Source organism: Cupriavidus sp. C1SS-2L (genome assembly GCF_057073735.1).
Genome location: NZ_CP172709.1, coordinates 2,543,117 through 2,564,203 on the forward strand (window position 1 = coordinate 2,543,117; position 21,087 = coordinate 2,564,203).

General features: G+C 66.3%; 17 protein-coding genes, 2 tRNA genes and 1 pseudogene. 5 read left to right on the plus strand and 15 right to left on the minus strand.

The genetic code is table 11. From position 1 onward, the window contains the following. The first annotated feature begins 14 nt into the window (after positions 1-14). Both ACIGJG_RS29485 and ACIGJG_RS29490 read left to right on the plus strand, forming a co-directional pair. Positions 15-938, plus strand: coding sequence for an aldo/keto reductase (locus ACIGJG_RS29485; RefSeq protein ID WP_041680160.1), 924 nt, complete (start codon positions 15-17; stop codon positions 936-938). A gap of 3 nt (positions 939-941) precedes the next feature. Further along, the gene (locus ACIGJG_RS29490; RefSeq protein ID WP_011300125.1) at positions 942-2,333 is read left to right on the plus strand and encodes an NTP/NDP exchange transporter; all 1,392 of its coding nucleotides are present in this window, start codon (positions 942-944) and stop codon (positions 2,331-2,333) included. Between the two features lie 10 nt (positions 2,334-2,343). Here the strand turns inward: ACIGJG_RS29490 and ACIGJG_RS29495 are convergent, their stop codons facing one another. Next, positions 2,344-4,083 (minus strand): methyl-accepting chemotaxis protein, encoded by a 1,740-nt coding sequence (locus ACIGJG_RS29495; protein WP_483673599.1) that lies wholly within the window; start codon positions 4,081-4,083, stop codon positions 2,344-2,346. A gap of 256 nt (positions 4,084-4,339) precedes the next feature. Here ACIGJG_RS29495 and ACIGJG_RS29500 point away from each other — a divergent pair, with 256 nt between their 5' ends. Beyond that, entirely contained in the window at positions 4,340-5,446 is a 1,107-nt protein-coding gene (locus ACIGJG_RS29500) for an S-(hydroxymethyl)glutathione dehydrogenase/class III alcohol dehydrogenase (RefSeq protein ID WP_483673601.1), read from the plus strand. A gap of 10 nt (positions 5,447-5,456) precedes the next feature. Then, positions 5,457-6,309, plus strand: a pseudogene (gene fghA, locus ACIGJG_RS29505) (S-formylglutathione hydrolase). A gap of 44 nt (positions 6,310-6,353) precedes the next feature. On the opposite strand, the gene ACIGJG_RS29510 reads toward fghA, so the two are convergent. From ACIGJG_RS29510 to ACIGJG_RS29525, 4 genes are all read right to left on the minus strand, one after another. Further along, complete coding sequence (locus tag ACIGJG_RS29510; protein ID WP_011300121.1) at positions 6,354-6,608, minus strand: RNA-binding protein; 255 nt, start codon at positions 6,606-6,608, stop codon at positions 6,354-6,356. 43 nt (positions 6,609-6,651) lie between these two features. Further along, complete coding sequence (locus tag ACIGJG_RS29515) at positions 6,652-7,233, minus strand: GNAT family N-acetyltransferase (protein ID WP_011300120.1); 582 nt, start codon at positions 7,231-7,233, stop codon at positions 6,652-6,654. A gap of 183 nt (positions 7,234-7,416) precedes the next feature. Then, a tRNA-Arg gene (locus ACIGJG_RS29520) sits at positions 7,417-7,493 on the minus strand. A 96-nt stretch (positions 7,494-7,589) separates the two neighbouring features. Continuing rightward, positions 7,590-8,462 carry a hydrolase gene (locus tag ACIGJG_RS29525; protein WP_483673603.1) on the minus strand — a complete coding sequence of 291 codons (873 nt, stop codon included), beginning with the start codon at positions 8,460-8,462 and terminating at the stop codon, positions 7,590-7,592. Between the two features lie 264 nt (positions 8,463-8,726). Between ACIGJG_RS29525 and ACIGJG_RS29530 the strand changes: the two genes are divergently transcribed. Next, positions 8,727-10,514 (plus strand): GGDEF domain-containing protein, encoded by a 1,788-nt coding sequence (locus tag ACIGJG_RS29530; protein WP_140950156.1) that lies wholly within the window; start codon positions 8,727-8,729, stop codon positions 10,512-10,514. Between the two features lie 112 nt (positions 10,515-10,626). Here the strand turns inward: ACIGJG_RS29530 and ACIGJG_RS29535 are convergent. From ACIGJG_RS29535 to ACIGJG_RS29580, 10 genes are all read right to left on the minus strand, one after another. Further along, a tRNA-Leu gene (locus ACIGJG_RS29535) sits at positions 10,627-10,713 on the minus strand. 95 nt (positions 10,714-10,808) lie between these two features. Then, entirely contained in the window at positions 10,809-12,107 is a 1,299-nt protein-coding gene (locus ACIGJG_RS29540; RefSeq protein ID WP_483673605.1) for an amidohydrolase family protein, read from the minus strand. Between the two features lie 27 nt (positions 12,108-12,134). Continuing rightward, positions 12,135-13,100 (minus strand): ABC transporter permease, encoded by a 966-nt coding sequence (locus ACIGJG_RS29545; protein WP_041680433.1) that lies wholly within the window; start codon positions 13,098-13,100, stop codon positions 12,135-12,137. After that, positions 13,097-14,188 carry an ABC transporter permease gene (locus ACIGJG_RS29550; RefSeq protein WP_011300114.1) on the minus strand — a complete coding sequence of 364 codons (1,092 nt, stop codon included), beginning with the start codon at positions 14,186-14,188 and terminating at the stop codon, positions 13,097-13,099. The genes ACIGJG_RS29545 and ACIGJG_RS29550 overlap by 4 nt, the downstream gene beginning before the upstream one ends. Then, the gene (locus ACIGJG_RS29555; RefSeq protein ID WP_483673606.1) at positions 14,178-15,770 is read right to left on the minus strand and encodes an ABC transporter ATP-binding protein; all 1,593 of its coding nucleotides are present in this window, start codon (positions 15,768-15,770) and stop codon (positions 14,178-14,180) included. The genes ACIGJG_RS29550 and ACIGJG_RS29555 overlap by 11 nt, the downstream gene beginning before the upstream one ends. 47 nt (positions 15,771-15,817) lie before the next feature. Further along, the gene (locus ACIGJG_RS29560) at positions 15,818-16,825 is read right to left on the minus strand and encodes a BMP family protein (RefSeq protein ID WP_011300112.1); all 1,008 of its coding nucleotides are present in this window, start codon (positions 16,823-16,825) and stop codon (positions 15,818-15,820) included. A 39-nt stretch (positions 16,826-16,864) separates the two neighbouring features. Continuing rightward, on the minus strand, positions 16,865-17,566 hold the full coding sequence (locus ACIGJG_RS29565; RefSeq protein WP_011300111.1) for a TetR/AcrR family transcriptional regulator: 702 nt from the start codon (positions 17,564-17,566) through the stop codon (positions 16,865-16,867). Further along, a complete protein-coding gene (upp, locus tag ACIGJG_RS29570) occupies positions 17,566-18,249 on the minus strand; it encodes a uracil phosphoribosyltransferase (RefSeq protein WP_011300110.1) in 684 nt (227 codons plus the stop codon). The genes ACIGJG_RS29565 and upp overlap by 1 nt, the downstream gene beginning before the upstream one ends. Positions 18,250-18,343: 94 nt before the next feature. Continuing rightward, on the minus strand, positions 18,344-19,648 hold the full coding sequence (locus tag ACIGJG_RS29575) for a URC4/urg3 family protein (RefSeq protein WP_011300109.1): 1,305 nt from the start codon (positions 19,646-19,648) through the stop codon (positions 18,344-18,346). Next, entirely contained in the window at positions 19,645-20,883 is a 1,239-nt protein-coding gene (locus ACIGJG_RS29580; protein ID WP_483673607.1) for a GTP cyclohydrolase II, read from the minus strand. Before ACIGJG_RS29580 ends, ACIGJG_RS29575 begins: the two co-directional genes overlap by 4 nt. Positions 20,884-21,087: the final 204 nt, after the last annotated feature.

Consider the following 21,087-nt stretch of genomic DNA (forward strand, 5'->3'; position numbering starts at 1 on the left):
GCCTGGAATCCCCCATGTCGATCGATCGCCGCTCCTTTCTTGCGATTGCCGCCGGACTGGCTGCCGTGCCCCGCGTCGCGACTGCGGCCGGCACTGCTGCGGCCGCCACGGTAGAGGCGCCAATGCGGCGGACCATTCCCGGCACCACCGAAGCGCTGCCCGTTGTCGGCATGGGCACCGCCGATACCTTCAACGTTGGCACAGGGGCCGACGAACGCGCACCCCTGGCAGAGGTCCTGGGCCTGCTGCTGCGCAACCAGGGCTCGGTCGTCGATACCGCGCCGAGCTATGGCAGCGCGGAAGCCGTAACCGGTGACCTGCTGCGCAATGCCGGTGCGCGTGCCAAGGTGTTTCTCGCGACCAAGGTGTCCGCACCGGCCGGCGCTTCAGCGCAGGCGCAATGGGCGCGTTCGCTCGCCGACCTGCACACCGACAAAGTCGATCTGCTGCAGGTGCACAACCTGATCGACTGGCGCGAGAACCTGCGCTGGATGCGCGAACTCAAGGAACAGGGCAAGATCCGCTACCTCGGCATCACCCATTACCGTGAGGATGCACAGGATGCCGTCGCGCAGATTGTGCGCAGCGAACGTGTGGATTTCGTGCAGATCAACTATTCCCTCGCCGAGCGCGGCGCCGAACGGACGCTGCTGCCGCTGTGCCAGTCGCGCGGCGTGGCCGTACTGATCAACCGGCCATTCCAGGATGGCCGCATGTTCCGCGCTGTGAAAAACCGTCCGCTACCGCCATGGGCCGGCGAGATTGACTGCAACTCGTGGGGACAGTTGTTCCTGAAGTTCGTGGTGAGCCATCCGGCCGTCACCGCCGCAATTCCCGCCACGTCCAAGCCGAAGAACATGGCCGACAACCTCGGTGCCGCGCTCGGACGCATGCCGGATGCGGGCCAGCGCGAACGCATTGCGGCGCTGCTCGCGTAGCCGATGGACAACGATCCCGCTCAGGCAGGCACCGGGCCCTTCCCGCGCCTGCGCCACGGTTTTGGTATCCGGCCCGGCGAATCGGGCGCCGTCGTCGCCGGCTTCCTGTTCTTCTTCTGCCTGTTTGCGAGCTACTTCATGCTGCGCCCGGTACGCGAGACCATGGGTATCGCCGGCGGCGTGAAAAACCTGCAATGGCTGTTCACGGCGACGTTCGTCGTCATGCTGGCCGCCATCCCGATCTACGGCGCGTGCTGCGCGTGGCTGCCCCGGCGGCGCTTCGTGCCGTGGGTCTACGCCTTCTTCGTTGCCAACCTGGTCGGCTTTGCGCTGGCCACGCGCGCGGCACCGGACAATGTGTGGCTCGCGCGCGTGTTCTACGTGTGGCTGTCAGTCTTCAACCTGTTCGTGGTGTCCGTGGCCTGGAGCCTGATGGCCGATGTATTCCGGCCCGAACAGGCGCGCCGGCTGTTCGCGATGCTGGCGGCTGGCGCCAGCGCAGGTGGCCTGGCCGGCCCGGTGATGGGCGGCTGGCTGGTCGTCCATATCGGGCTCACCGGCCTGATGCTGCTGTCGGCCGCGCTGCTGGCTGCCACGCTGCCTGGCGCAGGCTGGCTGTTCGGCTGGCGCAGCCGCGCCGGTGCCGGCGTCGCGGTAGCGGGGGATTCCACGGCCCGCACAGGCGCAAACATGGACCCGTCCCATCCGGTCGGCGGTGGCCTGTGGGCCGGCCTGGCGCTGGTGATGCGCTCGCGCTACCTTCTCGGCATCAGCCTGTTCGTGATCCTGCTCGCCACGGCCAGCACCTTCCTGTACTTCGAACAGGCGCGGCTGGTGGCGGAAGCGTTTCCGGAACGTGCGCGCCAGACTCAGGTCTTCAGCGCGCTCGATGCCATCGTGCAGGCGCTGACGATCATCATCCAGCTGTTCTTCTCGGGGCGCATCGCGCGGCGCTACGGGGTTTCCGCGCTGCTGACAGCCGTACCGCTTGCGGTCGTTGCCGGCTTCCTGCTGTTGGCGATGTTCCCGACCTTCGGCGTGCTGGCCGGCGTGATGATCCTGCGCCGCGTCGGCGAATACGCACTGTTGCGCCCAGGGCGCGAGATGCTGTTCACCGTGGTGGATCCGGAAACCAAGTACAAGGCCAAGAACGTCATCGATACCGCTGTGTATCGCGCCGGCGATGCGGTGAGCGCGTGGGTCAAGACGGGTATCGATGCGATTTCCGGCCACGCCGCCACGGTGGCCCTTGCCGGTGCCGCAATGGCCCTGCTTTGGGCCGTGCTTGGGTGGTGGCTGGGCCGCCGGCATGAACTCCAGTTGATGCCGTCCGTCGCCGCCGCTGCGGGCGAGACACCGGACACGCCGGCGTCATCGGCCACGCAACCGCGCTAGCAACCGGCGCTCAGAACTGTTCCCAGTTGTCGCCAGCGTCGGCGCTTTCGGTGCGTGCAGCACGGGCCGGCTGCGCTTTCAGTGCTTTCGGTGCTTTCGGTGCTTTCGGTACTTGTGGCAGGACCGGCTCAGCCTTCGGCGCGGCCGGCCGGCGCGGTGCCGGAGCCGGCTGGTGCACGACGGCGGCGTGGCCGCCGCCATGTTGCGCGACCCGGAATGCCGCCACGGACTGGCGCAGCGCGGCAGCTTGTTCTTCCAGCGAATGCGCGGCTGCAGTAGCTTCTTCGACAAGCGCGGCATTCTGCTGGGTCACCTGGTCCATCTGGGCCACGGCCTGGTTGACCTGCTCGATACCGGTGCGTTGCTCCACCGACGCCGCGGCAATCTCGCCCATGATATCGGTCACGCGGCGGATCGACTGCGTGATCTCCGTCATGGTCGAACCCGCACGCTCCACGAGGTCCGAACCGCTGCGCACGCGATCGACCGACGTGCTGATCAGCGTGCGGATTTCCTTCGCAGCGCCTGCCGAGCGCTGGGCAAGGCTGCGCACTTCGCCCGCGACCACGGCGAAGCCCCGGCCCTGTTCGCCCGCGCGCGCCGCCTCCACCGCGGCATTGAGCGCCAGGATATTGGTCTGGAACGCAATGCCTTCAATCACGCCGATGATGTCCGCAATCTGACTGGAACTGTCGGCGATCTGCGTCATGGTGGTGATGACCTGCTCCATCACCTCGCCGCCGCGGTTGGCGATCTCCGACGCGTTGTCGGCCAGCCCGCTTGCCTGCCGCGCGCTGTCGGCATTGTGCTGCACGGTCGTGGTCAGCTCTTCCATGCTCGCGGCCGTTTCCTGCAGCGACGCTGCCTGCTGTTCGGTGCGCGACGACAGGTCCGAATTGCCGGCGGCAATCTGCGCCGTGGCCGTGGCCACTGAATCGACCGATGCACGGATGCCGCTCACGGTGCCCGCCAGCTTGCGCTGCATGCGCTGCATGGCAAAGAGCAGGCTCGAGGTGTCACCGGGGCGCACGTCGATATCGCGCGTGAAATCGCCATCCGCAATGCTGTTGGCGACCGACGCTGCATAGGCGGGCTCGCCACCCAGGTCGCGGCGCACGCCGCGCAGCAGCCACGCGGCCAGTACCGTCGCCGCACCGCCCAGGATGACCAGCGTCAGGATGGAGTGCAACAACGCCTGGCGGAACGCCGCCTCGATGTCATCGACATAGGCGCCCGTGGTAACGGTCCACTCCCACGTCTTGAATGCCTTGACGTAGCTGACCTTGGGCAGCGGCTGGCTCGCGCCCGGCTTGGGCCACATGTAGTTCAGGAAGCCCGCGCCCTGGCCGCTGGCGATCTTCGCGATCTCCACGTAGATCAGCACACCGTTCGGATCCTTCATCGTGCTGAGGTTCTTGCCTTCGTTCTCGGGCTTGAACGGATGCATCAGCGAGCGGCCCGAGAAATCCGTGATCGAAACATAGCCGTCCGTCCCAAAGCGCAGCGGCCGCAGGCGCTCCTTGGCCAGCTTCTGTGCCTCTTCGACGGACAGGCCCTTGCTTGCCGCTTCTTTTTCGATGGCGGCGACCAGGCTGACCGAGGCCTCCGCAACGCTCTGGATTTCTCGTTGGCGTCCGGCGAACATTTCCGCGCGCGTGACGAACGCCTCGTACGTACAGATGCCGAGCATGGCGATCCAGATCAGGCCAAAGGGGATCCAGAGCCGTTGGTTCAGGGTCAGTGTCTTCATTACAGTTGCGATGTGGGGGGCGTCTGACAGGCCATTGGGACGGGGCCGTATCCCCGAACGACAATGCCTCCAGCCTGCAAGCAACGGAATGTCAGACCAATTGCTCACCCCCACTTCCGAGGGGTACCAGGCATGGGGCGGTCGATCAGCGGCCACCGGCACGCGATAAGTGATGCCTGTATCTCTCCGGAAGGTCGTATAGTCATGCCTCCGGCCCAAGCGGGCCGATCCCTTTCCTTACCCCCCGGAGGATTCCATGAAAACCAAAGCCGCCATCGCCTGGAAAGCCGGCGCCCCGCTGACCATCGAAGACGTGGACCTGGAAGGCCCCCGCGCCGGTGAAGTGCTGGTAGAAATCAAGGCCACCGGCATCTGCCATACCGATTACTACACGCTGTCCGGCGCCGATCCGGAAGGCATCTTCCCGGCGATCCTCGGGCACGAGGGCGCGGGCATCGTCACCGATGTCGGTGCCGGCGTGACCTCGCTGAAGCCCGGCGACCACGTGATTCCGCTCTACACGCCGGAATGCCGCCAATGCAAGTTCTGCCTGTCGCGCAAGACCAACCTGTGCCAGGCCATCCGCGCCACGCAGGGCAAGGGCCTGATGCCGGACGGCACCTCGCGCTTTTCGATCGATGGCAAGCCGATCTTCCACTACATGGGCACGTCGACGTTCGCCAACCACATCGTGGTCCCGGAAATCGCGCTCGCGAAGATTCGCCCCGACGCGCCGTTCGACAAGGTCTGCTACATCGGCTGCGGCGTGACCACCGGCGTGGGCGCCGTCATCTTCACCGCGAAGGTGGAAGCCGGCGCCAACGTGGTGGTGTTCGGCCTCGGCGGCATCGGCCTGAACGTGATCCAGGGCGCGAAGATGGTCGGCGCGGACAAGATCATCGGCGTGGACCTGAACCCCGAGCGCGAAGCGATGGCGCGCAAGTTCGGCATGACGCATTTCATCAACCCGAAGGACGTGGGCAACGTCGTCGACCACATCATCCAGCTCACCGACGGCGGCGCGGACTACTCGTTCGAATGCATCGGCAATACGCAGGTCATGCGCCAGGCGCTCGAGTGCTGCCACAAGGGCTGGGGCAAGTCGATCATCATCGGCGTGGCGGAGGCCGGCGCGGAGATCTCCACGCGTCCGTTCCAGCTCGTCACGGGTCGCGAATGGAAGGGCTCGGCTTTCGGCGGCGCGCGCGGACGCGCTGACGTGCCTAAGATCGTGGACTGGTACATGGACGGCAAGCTCAACATCGACGACCTGATCACGCACACGCTGCCGCTGGACCGCATCAACGAAGGCTTCGAGCTGATGAAGCGCGGCGAGTCGATCCGCTCCGTGGTGCTGTACTGAGGAGCGCGCCGTGACCCTCGAACTGCTGTCCGAACACGGCTGCCATGGCGGCGTGCAGCGCTTCTACCGGCACGCATCGGCCACCATCGGGCTGCCAATGCGATTCTCGGTGTACCTGCCGCCACAGGCGCTGGCCGGTGGCGGCAAGCTGCCGGCCCTGTTCTATTTGGCGGGGCTGACCTGCACCGAGGAAACCTTCATGATCAAGGCCGGTGCGCAGCGCTTTGCCGCCGAGCACGGGCTGGTCCTGGTGGCGCCCGACACCAGTCCGCGCGGCGCTGGGCGTGCCGGGCGAAGCCGATGCCTGGGACTTCGGCGTTGGTGCGGGTTTCTACGTCGACGCGACTGAAGCGCCGTGGCGCCAGCACTGGGGCATGGAAAGCTACGTCACGCAGGAGCTGTTTGACCTCGTGAGCCGCGAGCTGCCGGTCGATCCGGACCGTGTCGGTATCTTCGGGCATTCGATGGGCGGACACGGGGCGCTGGTGCTGGCGCAGCGGCATCCGCAGCGCTTCCGCTCGGTGTCGGCGTTCGCGCCGATTGCAGCGCCGACGCGATGCCCGTGGGGGCAGAAGGCGTTCACGGGCTACCTCGGCACCGACCGCAGCCGCTGGGACGAATATGATGCCAGTGCATTGATGGCTGCCCAGAAGGTCGCGCCCTTCCCGGCCGGCATCCTCGTGGATCAGGGCCTGTCTGACCAGTTCCTGCAAAACCAGCTCCACCCCGAAGCGTTGGAGGCCGCGTGCGCGGCGGTCGGACAACCGCTGACGCTGCGCCGTCATACGGGCTACGACCACGGCTACTTCTTCATCAGCACCTTCATCGCGGACCATATCCGGCATCACGCCGGACAACTGTGACGATGCGGAGATGACGGCGATGCGTGGCCCGCGCCGCGCATCGCTCAGATGTAGCGCTCCGCCATGACCTGCGCGCTCAGGCGGCGCCGTTTCCAGAACATGCCGTTGATGCGCGTGATCAGCTTGCGCAGTGTAGCCGGGTCCAGCGCGCGGAACGTCAGCATGACCGCGGGGTTGCTGCCATCGCCGGGCACATGCTCCGCAGCGTCGAATTCCGGCAGCCCGTACTTCACCAGGAATGCGCGAATCTCGTCATCGGTCGTGCCGGGCTCGATATTGCCGAGCAACAGTACAGACATGGTGACCTCCCGTCGTTCGCCATGGCTTCGTCTTCCCCACGTTTCAACCGGCGGCGCCTGCGTTTTCCGGGGTGCCCTGGGTGCCAAGCGGCAGCGTGACGATGCGTACGGTCGCATCATCGGGGCACGCCACGTCAGTAAAGCCGAGCCGGCGCGCAAGGCGGCGCATGGGCGTGTTCATGGCCAGGACGAATCCTTCCATGCGCTGGTAGCCGCGTGCACCGGCCAGTTCGATCAGCGCCGTCATCAGGATGCGCGCCAGGCCAACGCCATGCCAGTCGTCATCGAGCGTGATGGCGAACTCGCAGACATCGCTATCCGGCGGCGCCACGAAACGCGCGCCGCCCACCAGCCTGCCGCTGCCGTCCTGGCCATCTGCCTCGCTGACGGCAACCAGCGCGCATTCGTGCCCAGGTTCCGGGTGGGTGGCCTGCTCGACCATGGACTCCGGCAACTCTCGCAATGGCGCCATGAAGCGTGTGTAGCGCGCGTCCGGCGACAAGCGGGCAAAGGCAGCGAGCAATCCCGCGCGGTCCTGCTCGCAGATCTCGCGCAACAGGATACGGCGGCCATCCCGCAGCGTCAGGCGGGCGGGCGAAAACGACGGGGGCTTGGGTGCGGTCATCGGAGCAATGGCTGCGTCACTGGGTGAACCGAAAACCCGGCTGAAACGCCGAGGCTCATTCACTGTAGTGCCAAATGACCCGCAGTGCAGAAGCGCGCAAGCCATGGTTGCGGGCTGGAGTTGCATGCAGACGCCGGAAATAAAAGGGCTTCCGTTTCCGGAAGCCCTTTTCTTCTGCATAGGTGGCGCGGCTGGCAGGATTCGAACCCACGACCCCTTGGTTCGTAGCCAAGTACTCTATCCAACTGAGCTACAGCCGCACGCGAGACAGAAATTATAACGTACTTTCGCTTTTGTGCAAGCCCCTCTCAAAAAAACTTCAGCTAGCACCTGTGGGGCCGGTGAAACCGCGACAGCTACCAGCGATAACGCGCACCCACGGTACCGCCTGCATTGCGTCCCGCCTTGACCTTGAACCACAACTTCACGCCCGATGCGGTATTGCCGTGCGCGCCGATGTTGAACGAAAACAAGCCGCGCAACAGGTCCGTATCGATCTTGGTGCCGTTGATGTTGATGGTCTGCTTGCGGCTGTCCTGCCACCAGTCCGCCTCGACGAACGGGTAGACGCCCGCGAGCCGCGTCGGCTGAGCGCCGTACAGGCGCACGCCAAAGCCGGTGGCACTGGAGTCGCCTAGCATGTCCGGCGTCTGTGTCTGCGTCGGCGACCCGGTGGGCGCATTGCCCGGCTGGTAAGCGATTTGCACGCGAGGCTGGATGGTCAGGCCACCGGCGCGCGGCACGACGGCATCGAGCGCCACAGCCATGGTACGCACGCGACTGTCCACGAATCCGTTCGCGGTGGTGGCATCGTCGACGTGAACCAGGAAGCGGCGCGGGCCATAACGCATGCGCTCAGTCTCGCGGTCGACGTCGGCCAGGCCGGGGGCATCGTCGTCAGGGCCCGGCCCTGCTGTCGCAGCGCCGCGCACGAAATAGCCGGGTGGCGGCGCGTTGTGTTCGACGGGAGACAAAGCAGTGCCTCTGGCCAGGACCTGCGAGTCCACTCCGGCGAGGTCGCTGGCGTGAACTTGCTGCCACCCCAGGATGGCGTTCGTACCGGGAGCGCTGTCGTCGGCTCTGGCCACGGCACACATCAGCATGGCCAGCACGCAGCAGTATTGAAGATGGTGGTGACGTGCCCCATGCGGTGTCACGGCACAGCCGTGCCAGACGGGGTACGCCCCGGCCTCCCTCTCTCTCGATGATGATGACAAGACCTCAGTCATGGCAACCACCTTCGGACGTTATCCAAGCTTGCCCGATTAGCTAGAGCATAGGTCAAATGCCCGGCTGCGGTAAGTCGGGATTGTTCGCTGCCACGCGGCCACTTGCGCAGCGTTTCGGACAGTCCGTACCCAGCCCGCTTAGTGGACCGCTGCTGTCGGCTTTGCGCGGAGCACTAGCGCTTTTCGTCAATAATGTCGAACTTCAACGATTTCCTATGCCTTTCCTGGCCTCTTTCCGGCCAAAGCGGCGCGGGAGGAGACCCCATGGCATTCTGGCGAAGATCTTGCCAAGCCGGCAATCCGCTGGCGACGGGCCGCAGCCAGAGCCTGAAGCGCAAGCTGGCGGCAGCCACGACGGTGGTTGGTGCGTGCACGGTCGGCCTGGCGTCCATGCTGATGGCACGTGCGTATGGCGATTTCGACGCCGCGCGGCAGAACCTGTATGACATCTCGGAATACCGCGTCCTGCTCGACGCAGCCAATGTGCTGTCCGCAGAACGCGGCCCCGCCAATAGCGTGCTCGGAGAGCCACCCGCGGAAAACAGTGCTGCACGCGACAAGCTGCACCAGTTTCGCGCGCGCAGCGATGCCGCGCTCGCGCGTCTACTGGTGCCGCCGCCCACCCCGACAGGTCTGCACCATCACCATCTGCCACCGCTGATGGTGGAGCGCGTGCGCGAGCGGCTGCGCCGCGCGCGCACGGAAGTCGATGCGCTGGCCACGCGGCCGCGCGAAGACAGGCAGATGGATGAACTCCAGCACGCGATCGAAGGCATGTTCGAAGCAGTCGACGCGCTGCAACCGCTGATCGGCTGGCAGGTCAGGCAGCTGTCCGCTTGCGATCCGGGCCTGGCAGCCCCCGCGCTCACCGGCAAGATGCTGGGCGACCTGCGTGAATACGGCGGCCGCGTGGCCTCGCAGATCATGGCACCCATTGCCGCGCATCAGCCGATCCCGATACGCAGCCTGGCCGATGCGTCGCGCTCGCGCGGGCGGCTGCTGGAACTATGGGCGCTCGCGGGGCCGGCCTACAACATGTATGGCGACGCGCCGCGGCTCGAACATGCCTATGCCGATGCCAGCCATCAGTTCTTCGGCCACGGCCTGTCGATGGTCGACAGCATGGTGGCGCAAGGCCGCCTGTCCGGGCATTACTCGATGAGTCCGACAGAATTCACTAATCGCTATGTGCCAACGCTGGAGCCGCTGGAACGCCTGCGCAGCGAGTTCCTCAACGAGGTGATCGCGCATTTCGAGGCGGACCGCCAGCATGCGCTGCGCGTGCTGGTGACGGCTGGCAGCGCGACGGCGCTGATCCTGCTGGTGCTTGGCTACGTGCTGGTGTTTGCGCAGCGTTCCGTGTTCCTGCCGTTGCTGGATGCGCGCGATGCGGTCATCGCGCTGGCCGAGGGCCGCAGCCGCCCTAGCTTCACCCTCCCGGCCTCCGGTCGCGAGATGCGGCGCCTGTTCGATGCGCTGGATATCCTGCGCCGCAAGCTCCGCGAGCGTGCATCGCTCACCGAGCAGCTGGAACACCAGGCCCGCACCGACAGCCTGACCGGGCTGCTCAACCGACGCGCACTGGAACGCATTGCCGCGCAGCCTGCCGATCCCGCCGGACCGTCGACGACGAGCCTGATCCTCATGGATGTGGATCGATTCAAGCAGATCAACGACCGGCACGGGCACCCCGCCGGCGATCAGGTACTGCGCGCAGTGGCTGATCTGATGCGCGATATGGTGGACCCGGACCATGCGCTGGCCCGCTTCGGCGGCGAGGAGTTTGCCGTACTGGTACCAGGCGCAAGCGCTGACGAAGCCGCGTCCCTTGCGCAGGCATTGTGCGCGGCGATCTGTGCCGAGCCGATCCGCCTGGCCGATGGCACCCGGCTGCCCGTGACCGCCAGTTTCGGCGTGGCCACCGGACTCAGCGGCGCCCCGCACTGGCCTCGCCTGTTCGCTGCGGCCGATGCGGCGATGTATCGCGCCAAGGCCGAGGGCCGCAACTGCGTACGCCGCGCGGACGCACCCGCCGAAGCCGTGGACCACTGAGCCGGCATGCCGTCCGGGGCGGACGGCACCGCTGACGGACTCACAAACCGGACGCACAAACCGGACGCACAAACGGAAAAAGGCCCGCATTGCTGCGGGCCTTTTCTGAATTTGGTGCCCAGAAGAGGACTCGAACCTCCACAGTGTTGCCACCGCTAGGACCTGAACCTAGTGCGTCTACCAATTCCGCCATCTGGGCTTCGTTTCGCTGCATTTCTGCTGCGATGCGAAGAACAAGATTATGCTGGGCGACCAATGTATTGTCAACACCCTTTCAACGAAAAATTGCACGGTTCAGTCGCCGCGCTGCGTACCGTCTCGCAAAACCATGAAATCCACCTGCGTCGGACGGCCCGGCAATTGCAGCGTTGCCGTAGCGGCCGGCGTGCTGGCGATGGTTTTGCCAGCACGCAATACCTTCAGGCGCGTGGCGCGCAAGCGGATCGCCTCGACCGGATCGCGGGCCTGCAGCAGGATCAGGTCCGCCCGGCAGCCCGGCGAGATGCCATAGCCTTCGAGCCCGAGGATCTGCGCAGGCGTGGTGGTCACGGCGGCGAAGCAGTTGCGCATCGCATCCTGCCCCGTCATCTGCCCGACGTGCAGGCCCATGTGCGCCACTTCCAGCATGTCGCCGCTGCCCAAGCTGTACCACGGGTCCATCACGCAGTCATGCCCGAATGCCACTGGCACGCCGGCCGCCAGCAACTCGGGGACACGTGTCATGCCGCGCCGCTTCGGGTAGGTGTCATGGCGGCCCTGCAAGGTGATGTTGATCAGCGGGTTGGCGATCGCGGCCACGCGGGCTTCGCGCATCAGCGGCAGCAGCTTGGACACGTAGTAGTTATCCATCGAATGCATCGACGTCAGATGCGAGCCAGCGACACGTCCGTACAGGCCCAGCCGTACCGTTTCGCTGGCGAGCGTTTCGATATGGCGCGACATCGGGTCGTCGCTCTCGTCGCAATGCATGTCGACGCGCAATCCGCGTTCCGCAGCCAGTTCGCAGAGCAGGCGCACCGACGCCGCGCCATCCGCCATAGTCCGTTCGAAATGAGGGATGCCGCCAACCACCTCCACGCCCATGTCGAGCGCGCGGCGAAGGTTCTCCAGCGCGCCCGGCGCGCGCAGCACGCCGTCCTGCGGAAACGCCACGAGTTGCAGGTCGAGGTAGGGACGCACGCGCTCGCGCACGTGCAGCAGTGCTTCCACAGCAAGCAAGCGGGGATCGCAGACATCGACATGGGAACGGATCGCCAGCAATCCTCTGGCCACGGCCCAGTCGCAGTAGGCCAGCGCGCGTTCGACCAGCGCCTCCTGCGTCAGCAGCGGCTTCAGTTCGCCCCACAGCGCGATGCCTTCGAGCAGCGTGCCCGACTGGTTTACGCGGGGCAGCCCGTATGACAGCGTCGAATCCATATGGAAGTGCGCGTCGACGAATGGCGGCGTCACGAGTTGCCCGGCGGCATCGATCTCGTTCGCAGCCTGCGCGGCAAGCGCGGGCTCCACGGCGACGATGCGGCCGTTGTCAATGCCGATATCTATGCCAGTGCGGCCGTCCGGCAGCGTACAGTGGCGCAAAATCAGTTCCAGCATGGTCGCTCCACAATCAGATCATTCAGGTCAGCGCTCGCCCCGGCGGTACGGTTTCATCAGCGCCTGCGGGTACGTGGCCCGGCGCGCCACCAGAATCAGCGCAAGGATCGATAGCACGTACGGCAGCATCAGGTAAAGCTGGTAAGGCAGCGGCGGCAACCCGGGCAGGCTGGCACCGCCCTGCTGCAGGCGCAGCTGCAGCGCGTCGAATGCCGCAAACAGCACCGCGCCCAGCAGTGCCCGCCCCGGCCGCCACGATGCAAACACCACCAGCGCCACGCAGATCCAGCCGCGCCCGTTGATCATGTTAAAGAAGAACGCATTGAACGCCGACAGCGTCAGGAACGCACCGCCCACCGCCATCAACGCCGAACCGACCATGACCGCACCGATGCGCACCGCGCCAACGCGAATGCCCTGGCCCTCTGCCGCCGCCGGGTTCTCGCCCACCATGCGCACCGCGAGCCCCAGCGGCGTGCGGTACAGCAGCCACGCAATCACCGGCGCCAGCAGCAAGGCCAGCAGCGTCAGCGATGTCTGCGCGCCGAGCACCGGCCCGAGTATCGGCCCCAGGACCGGCACACCATCCAGCCAGCGCATCGGCGCGAACGGCGTGATGGTAGGCGGCGACGACACGGAGGCAAAGCCGATCCGGTAGGCATAGTACGACAAGCTCGTCGCCAGCATCGTGACGCCCAGCCCTGCCACGTGTTGCGACAACGCGAGCGTTACGGTCAGCCAGCCGTGCAGCAGTCCGAACACCAGTCCAACGCCCGCGGCCACGGCAACGCCGCCCCACAGCGGTGCGCCATGGTAGACGGCCAGCCAGCCGGAGAACGCACCCGCCACCATGATGCCTTCGATGCCAAGGTTCAGCACGCCAGCCCGTTCGCACAGCAGCACGCCAAGCGTCCCGAAGATCAGCGGCGTGGCTACGCGCAGCACGGCGACCCAGAACGGCGCGGCGGCGATGATATCGAGCAGTTCCATCAGGCTACCCCGCGCACCCGGTCCAGCCGGATACGGTAGCGCGTCAGCATGGTGGCGACCAGCATGGTCAGCAGCGCCACCGCGACGATCACGTCCGCAATGGCGTTGGGCACGCCGACCGCGCGGCTCATGCCATCGGCACCGACCAGCACACCGGCTACGAAGACCGATGCCGCTACGACGCCAAGCGGATTCAACCCGGCCAGCATGGCGATGACGACGCCCGCATAGCCGTAGCCCGGCGACATGTCGAGCGTGAGGTAGCTCGTCCGCCCCGCCACTTCCACCACGCCGGCAAGCCCCGCGAGCGCACCTGACAGCAACGCGGCCAACAGCGTCACGCGGCCCACTGGCATGCCAGCAAACGCAGCGGCGCGCGCATTGGCACCGACTGCGCGCATCTGCAGGCCGAACACGGTGTAGCGGTTCATCGCCCATACGGCCACCGCCAGCGCACACGCTGCCAGCAGGCCGCTGTGCACGCGCGAACGCTCCATGAGCCGGGACAGCTCCATTTCAGGCAGCAAGGCCACGGACTGCGGCCATCCCATCGCCAATGGGTCCTTCATCGGTCCGTCGAGCATCCACGACACCAGCAGCAGCACGATGAAATTCAGCAGCAGCGTGGTCACGACCTCATCGACACCAAGCCGCAACTTGAGCCATGCAGGCCCCAGCAGCAGCAGCGCCCCCGCGAGCATGCCGGCCGCCACCATCAGCACGAATAGCAAGCCGGCCGGCAACTGCGCGGCCCATGGCGCGGCGCCGCCGTCGACTTGGCCACCCACGGCAACAGCGGCAAGCGCACCGAGATAGAGCTGCCCCTCGGCACCGATATTGAACAGCCGCGCGCGGAACGCCACCGCCACCGCCAGTCCGGTCAGCATCAGCGGCGTGGCGCGCGTCAGCGTTTCCGACCACGCAAAGCGCGAGCCGAAACCGCCCTGGAGCAGAGACAGGTAAGCCCGCCCGACCGGCGCACCGGCCCACGTGACCAGCAGCGCGCAGATCAGCAAGGTGGCTGCCACGGCGCCTACCGGTGCGGCCACCAGCGCCACGCGCGAAACCGTTGGCCGGGCCTCAAGCCGCATCGCACACCTCCGTGCCGCCAGGTGCGGCTGCGCCCGCTGTCGCCGCATCCGACCCTGCCATCGCAAGACCAAGTGTCGCCAGCGTCCATGCCTGGGCGGGACGCGCCTCGGTCAGGCGCCCGCGATGCATCACCGCGATGCGATCGGCAAGCGCCATCAGCTCGTCCAGGTCTTCAGAGATCAACAGCACCGCGGCGCCAGCCTCTGCAGCGTCCAGCAACTGCCGGTGGACATAGGCGACCGCGCCGATATCGAGTCCCCACGTCGGCTGGCTCGCCACGACGACGCGCGGCACGCGGCCATCGCCAGCCACCGACAGCGCCCGCCCGAGGATCAGCTTCTGCATATTGCCCCCGGACAGCGTGCGTGTCGGTGCGTCGATGCCGCCACCACGCACGTCGAAGCGCGACACCAGTTCGCGTGCGAATCGCCGCGAAGCGCCGCGGCGAATCACACCAGCGCGCGTGAAGCCGGGCTGCCCCAGTTGTTCCGCGATGGCGTTCTCCCACACTGCGAGTTCGCCAACCGCGCCCTGTGCGTGGCGATCTTCGGGAACGCGTGCCACGCCGGCCGCAATCCAGCGCTGCGGATCGGCGGGCATGGCGTGGCCTGCGATTGTCACCGTGCCCGACGCCGGCGCAAGCATGCCGCTCATCACCTCTGCCAGCGTAACCTGACCGTTGCCCGCCACCCCGGCGATACCGACGATTTCACCGCTGCGCAGCGTCAACGATACGTCATGCAGCGCGACGTGCCCCGCCAAAGCCGGCACGCTGACTTGTACCAGTTCGGCAAGCAACTCCGCCGCATCGCGCGCATCGGACCGTGTACGGGCAGGCATCTGCACGGCGCGGCCGACCATCAGCTCGGCCAGTTCGGCGCGCGATGTGGCACTTGCATTCCGCGTCGCCACGAGCCGTCCGCCGCGCAGCACAGCCACGCGGTGCGAGACGCGCAGCACCTCGTCGAGCTTATGGCTGATGAAGATGACCGACATGCCGTCCGCAATCAGCTGGGCCAGCGTGGCAAACAGGCTGTCAGCCTCCTGCGGCGTCAGCACGGCGGTCGGCTCATCGAGAATCAGCACACGCGCGCCGCGATAGAGCGCCTTGATGATTTCCACGCGCTGGCGCTCGCCCACCGACAGCGCGCCCACGCGCGCATTTGGCTGTACGGCAAGCCCGAAACGGCGCGACAGTTCCTCCACTCGCGCACGCGCGGCGCGCCGGCCTTGCCGCCAGCGCCACAGCGGCTCCGTGCCGATCAGGATATTGTCGAGCACCGACAGGTTGTCGGCGAGCGTGAAGTGCTGGTGCACCATGCCGATGCCGGCCGCAAGCGCGGCGCGCGGATTGCCCGGCGGCAAGGCCACGCCGTCGATCTCGACACTGCCCGCATCGGCCACATAGTGGCCGAACAGGATATTCACCAGCGTGCTCTTGCCGGCGCCGTTCTCGCCGAGCAGCGCGAGCACCTCGCCGCGCGCAAGTTCGAGCGTGATGTCGTCGTTGGCAAGCAAGGCGCCAAAGCGCTTGCGGATGCCGGCCATGCGGAGCACCGGCGGCGATGTGGGCAGGGACATGGAAAGGAAAGGAAGAAGGCGATCCGCATGGAATCGCCGCAGCACGCTTACGGTGTGGACTTCGGCTCCGTCTCGACCACTTTCACGGTGTCCTTGCCATCGAGGATGGCCTTTTCCTTCGCGCGCACCTTGACCATCAGGTCGGCAGGCACCTTGCCCTCAAACGTCCCGAGCGGCGCGAGTTCGGCGCCCTTGTACTTCATCAGCGAATACTGGCCGTAGTCCTCGTTCTTGAACTGCCCCGCCTTGACCTTGGACAGCGCCGCGCCGATGGTGGGCTCCATGTTCCACAGCGCCGACGCCACCACCGTGGCCGGATACTGCGGCTGCGTGTTGATGACATTGCCGATCGCGAGCTTCCCGCGCTCCTTCGCGGCATCGGACACGCCGAAGCGCTCCGCGTACAGTACGTCGGCGCCCTTGTCGATCATCGCGAACGCCGCTTCCTTCGCCTTGGGCGGATCGAACCAGGAGCCGATGAAGCTGACCGTGAACTTCACCTTCGGGTTGACCGAGCGGGCGCCTTCCATAAACGCATGCATCAGTCGGTTGACTTCCGGAATCGCGTAGCCGCCCACCATGCCGATATGGTTGGTCTTGGTCATGCCGCCGGCGATCATGCCGGTCAGGTATGACGGCTCCTGGATGTAGTTGTCGAACACCGAAAAGTTGGGTGCCTGCGGCTTGCCCGAAGACCCCATCAGGAACGCCGTCTTCGGATAGTCCTTGGCCACCTTGCGCGCGGCCGATTCCACCGCGAACGATTCGCCGACGATCAGCGCCGCGCCCTGCTCCGCATACTGGCGCAGCACACGTTCATAGTCGGCATTGGAGACGCTTTCGGAGAACACATAATCCACTTCGCCGCGGCCCTTGGCCTCGTTGAGCGCCTTGTGGATGCGCGACACCCACTGCTGCTCGACCGGCACGGTGTAGACCGCTGCCACCTTCAGCTTCGCCTGCGCGTGGGCCATCGGCATCGCGCCGATGGCGGCCACGGCGGCGCCTGCGGCGGCCAGCTTCAGCCAGGTCCTGCGATTGCGTCCAGCATTCATAGTTCTCCCTCCCTGGTTTGAGTACTACTGTGATGAGTACTACGGTGTTGTTATGTCCTGCGCCAACTGTGCGCTCACGGGCAGCAGTCCGCAGCCTCGCAGCAGCAGCGCCACCAGGTGTTCGGTGGCCAGCTCGAAATCGCGCCGGCCCAGTCGGCTCACACCGAGCACGGCGCAGATCTGCGATTCGAAATCGGCGTAGGTCTGGGTCGCCGCCCAGATCGTGAAGAACAGGTGTTGCGGATCCACGCTCGCCATCTGGCCCGTGGCGATCCAGTGGCGGATCACATCCGACTTGTGCTCGACCAGTTCGCGCAGCGCATGGCGCAGGACTTCGCCGATCTCCGGTGCGCCGTGCAGGAGTTCGTTGGCGAATACGCGCGAGGCATCAGGATGGCTCGCCGACAGGCGCATCTTGGCCCGGATGTACTGTTCGAGCGCGACCTCCGGAGGCAGCTCGGCGCGGATTGCCTCGGTCTCTGACAGCCAGAGCTGCAGCGTATGCGCGAGCACCGCACGGTACAGCGCCTGCTTCGTTCTGAAGTAGTAGTGGAGGTTGGATTTGGGCACCCCGGCGCGCACCGCGATCTCGGCCATGGTGGCGCCTGCGAAGCCGGCGCGTGCAAAGACGTGCTCGGCCGCGCGCAGGATCATGGCCTCGTTCTCCTGCCGGATGCGCCCGACGCTGGCGTCGCGCGCCAGCGGCAGGCGGCGCGCCGCGGCAACCGCGGGGCCGTCCATCACCGTGTGCCGTAGAGGCGGTCCCCGGCATCGCCGAGCCCGGGCACGATGTAGCCGTGCTCGTTCAGCTCCTCGTCGATGGCCGCCGTGACGATCGCAACGTCCGGATGCGCGGCCTGCAGCGCCTTCAGGCCCGGGCGCGACGCAATCAGGCAGACGTATTTCAGCATGCTCACACCGCTTTCCTTGAGGCGGTTGAGCGCGGCAATGGCGGAGTTGCCGGTGGCCAGCATGGGGTCCACCACGATCACGATCCGTTCCTGGATGTCCTCGGGCATCTTGAAGTAGTACTCGACCGGTTCCAGCGTTTCCGGATCCCGGTACAGGCCGATATGGCCCACGCGCGCGGCCGGCAAAAGCTCCAGCATCCCGTCGAGGAAGCCGTTGCCCGCCCGCAGGATCGACACCAGGCAGAGCTTCTTGCCCGCCAGCACCGGCGATTGCGTCGGCGCGATCGGCGTCTTGATGGCAATGGTTTCCATCGGCAAATCGCGCGTCGCTTCGTAAGTCAGCAGTTGGCTGATCTCGCGCACGAGCCGGCGAAAATTGTCGGTCGTGGTCTCTTCGCTGCGCGCCAGCGTGACCTTGTGCTGGACCAGCGGGTGATCGACCACCAGCACGGAGGCGGCCGGTGCGTTGGCGGCTTCGGCCGGAGCCACGGGGACGGCAGACATGTCGTTCATGGTGACGCTCCTATGCAATCGGACTGGCGAGGGAATCAGGGATTGCACCGCCGGATGGATCCGGCGGGCAAGCGTTGCTGCGCGGCTGTGGCGCTCAGAACACCGTGCCGTCGCTGTTGATCGCGAACGGTGGCGGGCCGCCGGGCCTGCGCTTGGCGGCAATACGCCGCCCCGCCGCCCAGGTGCCGCCTTCCAGCACACGCGCCAGCGGGAAGTCCGCTTCCGACAGGCCAAGCGCCTGGCGCACGCCGTCCGCCACGAGATCCAGGCCAGTCACGGTCAAGGCACGCCATTCGACAATGACGGGCTCCTGCACCTCGTGCGCGACCTCGGCGAATGCCGGGTCGCGCGGCACCATCAACTCGAAGTCGAACAGCAGGCCGCCGTTGCGATATTCGGGCAGCCCCGTCAACGCCTCCAGGCCGGTGACCACAAGTCCGGCGTCTTCGAGCGGCTCCAGCAGCGAATAGGTCAGCCACTGGGTCAGCTTGTGGAACGGCACCAGACCGCCCGGCGCGGCAGCGTGGCGCCAGGTATCGCCGAGCGACACGCCGTCGAGCACGATCCGTCCCGGCCACACCGGCCCGAGCGCCACCAGCAGCGTCTTCAGGATGAAGCTCGCTTCGATGCGCTCGTTGACTGCGTTCGCCTTCAGGTAATCGAACAGGTTGCCAAGCCGCGCCGGCGTGCCAAACACTGCCGGCGTGGCCTGCATGACTTCACCGAGGCGGCGCAGCAACCCCGCGCGCCCTTCCAGGCCTACCAGCGGATTGTGCTGCGCGACCTGGAACGCAGTGGCGATGCTGGACGCATCGATGCGCATCAGCCGTTCGGCATCGGCACGCAGCGGATCGCCGGGCTCGGCGGAGAAGCCGCCGCGCGCGAACAGATCGAAGCTCGCCACGCCCAGCCCTTCCGAACGCGTCAGGATCAGGTCACTGGCCGGATCGCGGTAGCGCCAGTCAGGACCAGCCCCCGCGTCGAGCAGCACGCTGGGGATGACCAGGTCGATGCCGATCCGTGCGCGGTCCTCGCGATGCTCGGGACCGCTCAGCGCCGCGCGCTCGCACAGGATGTGCCAGCGATCCAGCCGCTCGCCGGAGCCACCGCTTTCAAAATGGCGCCAGCGGCTGTGGTATGGCACCCGCAGGTCCGGATAACGCTGCCGAATGGTGCTGGCCACGTAGTCGGCAATCGCATGCACGCGATCGGGATGCCAGGTGAACAGTTCGGACTGGCCGGCGGCCACGTGCTCCGTGACCGCAGCACAGTGCGTGCGTACCGCTTCGGCGCACAGCAGCGCCGCAGCCGGATGCCCCGCCGGTACCGGACTGTACCAGCCACTGCCGAGACCGTCGGCCGGCCCTTCGGGCCGGTCCGCTTCGGGATACGTGTTCATTCGTTCAACCCCCTGCCCTTTGCCAGGGCGAGTTCGTTGGCGTCAGGCGGCGTGTAGTGCGTGAAATAACCGGCCGCCACCTTGGCGTCGATTTCCACGCGTGCATCCGCCGGGATCAATTCTTCCGGTATGGCAACCTGCTCGACGACCTCGATGCCCTGTGCCACCAGCGCACCGTGTTTCATATTGCTCATCGACGCCCAGCGGTCGATGCGGCGGATGCCCAGCCAGTGGAAGACATCCGGCATCAACTCCTGGAAGCGCATGTCCTGCACGCCGGCGACGCATTCGGTACGAGCGAAGTAGGTTTCGGCGCGGTCCCCGCCGACCTGGCGCTTGCGGGCGTTATAGACCAGAAACTTCGTCACTTCACCGAGCGCGCGCCCTTCCTTCCGGTTATAGACCACCAGGCCTACGCCGCCTTGCTGGGCCATCTCGATGCACACCTCAATGCCGTGTGCAAGGTAGGGCCGGCAGGTGCAGATATCCGAGCCGAACACGTCCGAACCGTTGCATTCGTCATGCACGCGGCATGCCACGTGGGTCTCGGGCTTGCCGAGCTTGGCGATATCGCCGAAGAAGTACAGCGTCATGCCGCCGATCGGCGGAAGGAAAACCTTGAGGTCCGGACGGGTCACCAGTTCCGGGAACATGCCGCTGGTCTGCTCGAACAAGCTGCGGCGCAGCACCGTTTCCTTGATCTCGAAACGGCGCGCCAGCCCCGGCAGGTACCAGACCGGGTCCACGGCGGCCTTGGTCACCCGCACGTCGCCGTTGGCATGGAGGATATCGCCGTCGGGCTTGAGCCGTCCTGCCGCAATCGCCGACGCCAGTTCCGGCATGTTGATGTGCGCGCGCGTCACCGCGATGGTCGGACGGATGTCCACGCCTGCCGCGATGCGATCGGCAAAGGCGCTCGACACCAGGTGGCCCCACGGATCGAGCGAGACGATCTTGTTCGGGTCGCCCCATTGCGCGTGCGGGCCGATTGCTTCGGCGGGCGCGGTATCGGTGAGGTCGGGGCGATGGTCGCGCTGGAGGCGGCCCGACGCCACGGCCAGTGCCCGGTAGATAGCGTATGCACCGGAATGCGTGCCGATCACATTGCGTCGCGCCGGGTCGGTCAGGCTCGCGATCACCGGTCCGCGCTCCGCCGCAGTCGGCGCCCCCCAATTGATAGGCTCGGCCGGCTTGTCGCGGCGTGCGTGCGAGGTCAGGACGATATGATCGGACATGACACCTCTCGATTCCTTGATGGAATCCTGACCAAATGGTCAGGTTTACGATTCCATACTAGGCAATCTCCGTGCCATCACCCAAAGGCCGTTTCAACCCGTCCGTGGGTCGTCGCACGCTGGCAACGCCGGGCTTGTGCACAGGTGGTGTGCGGATGGCGCCGACACTCATGGTGCTCGCGCACCACGAAAAAGCGGCACGCG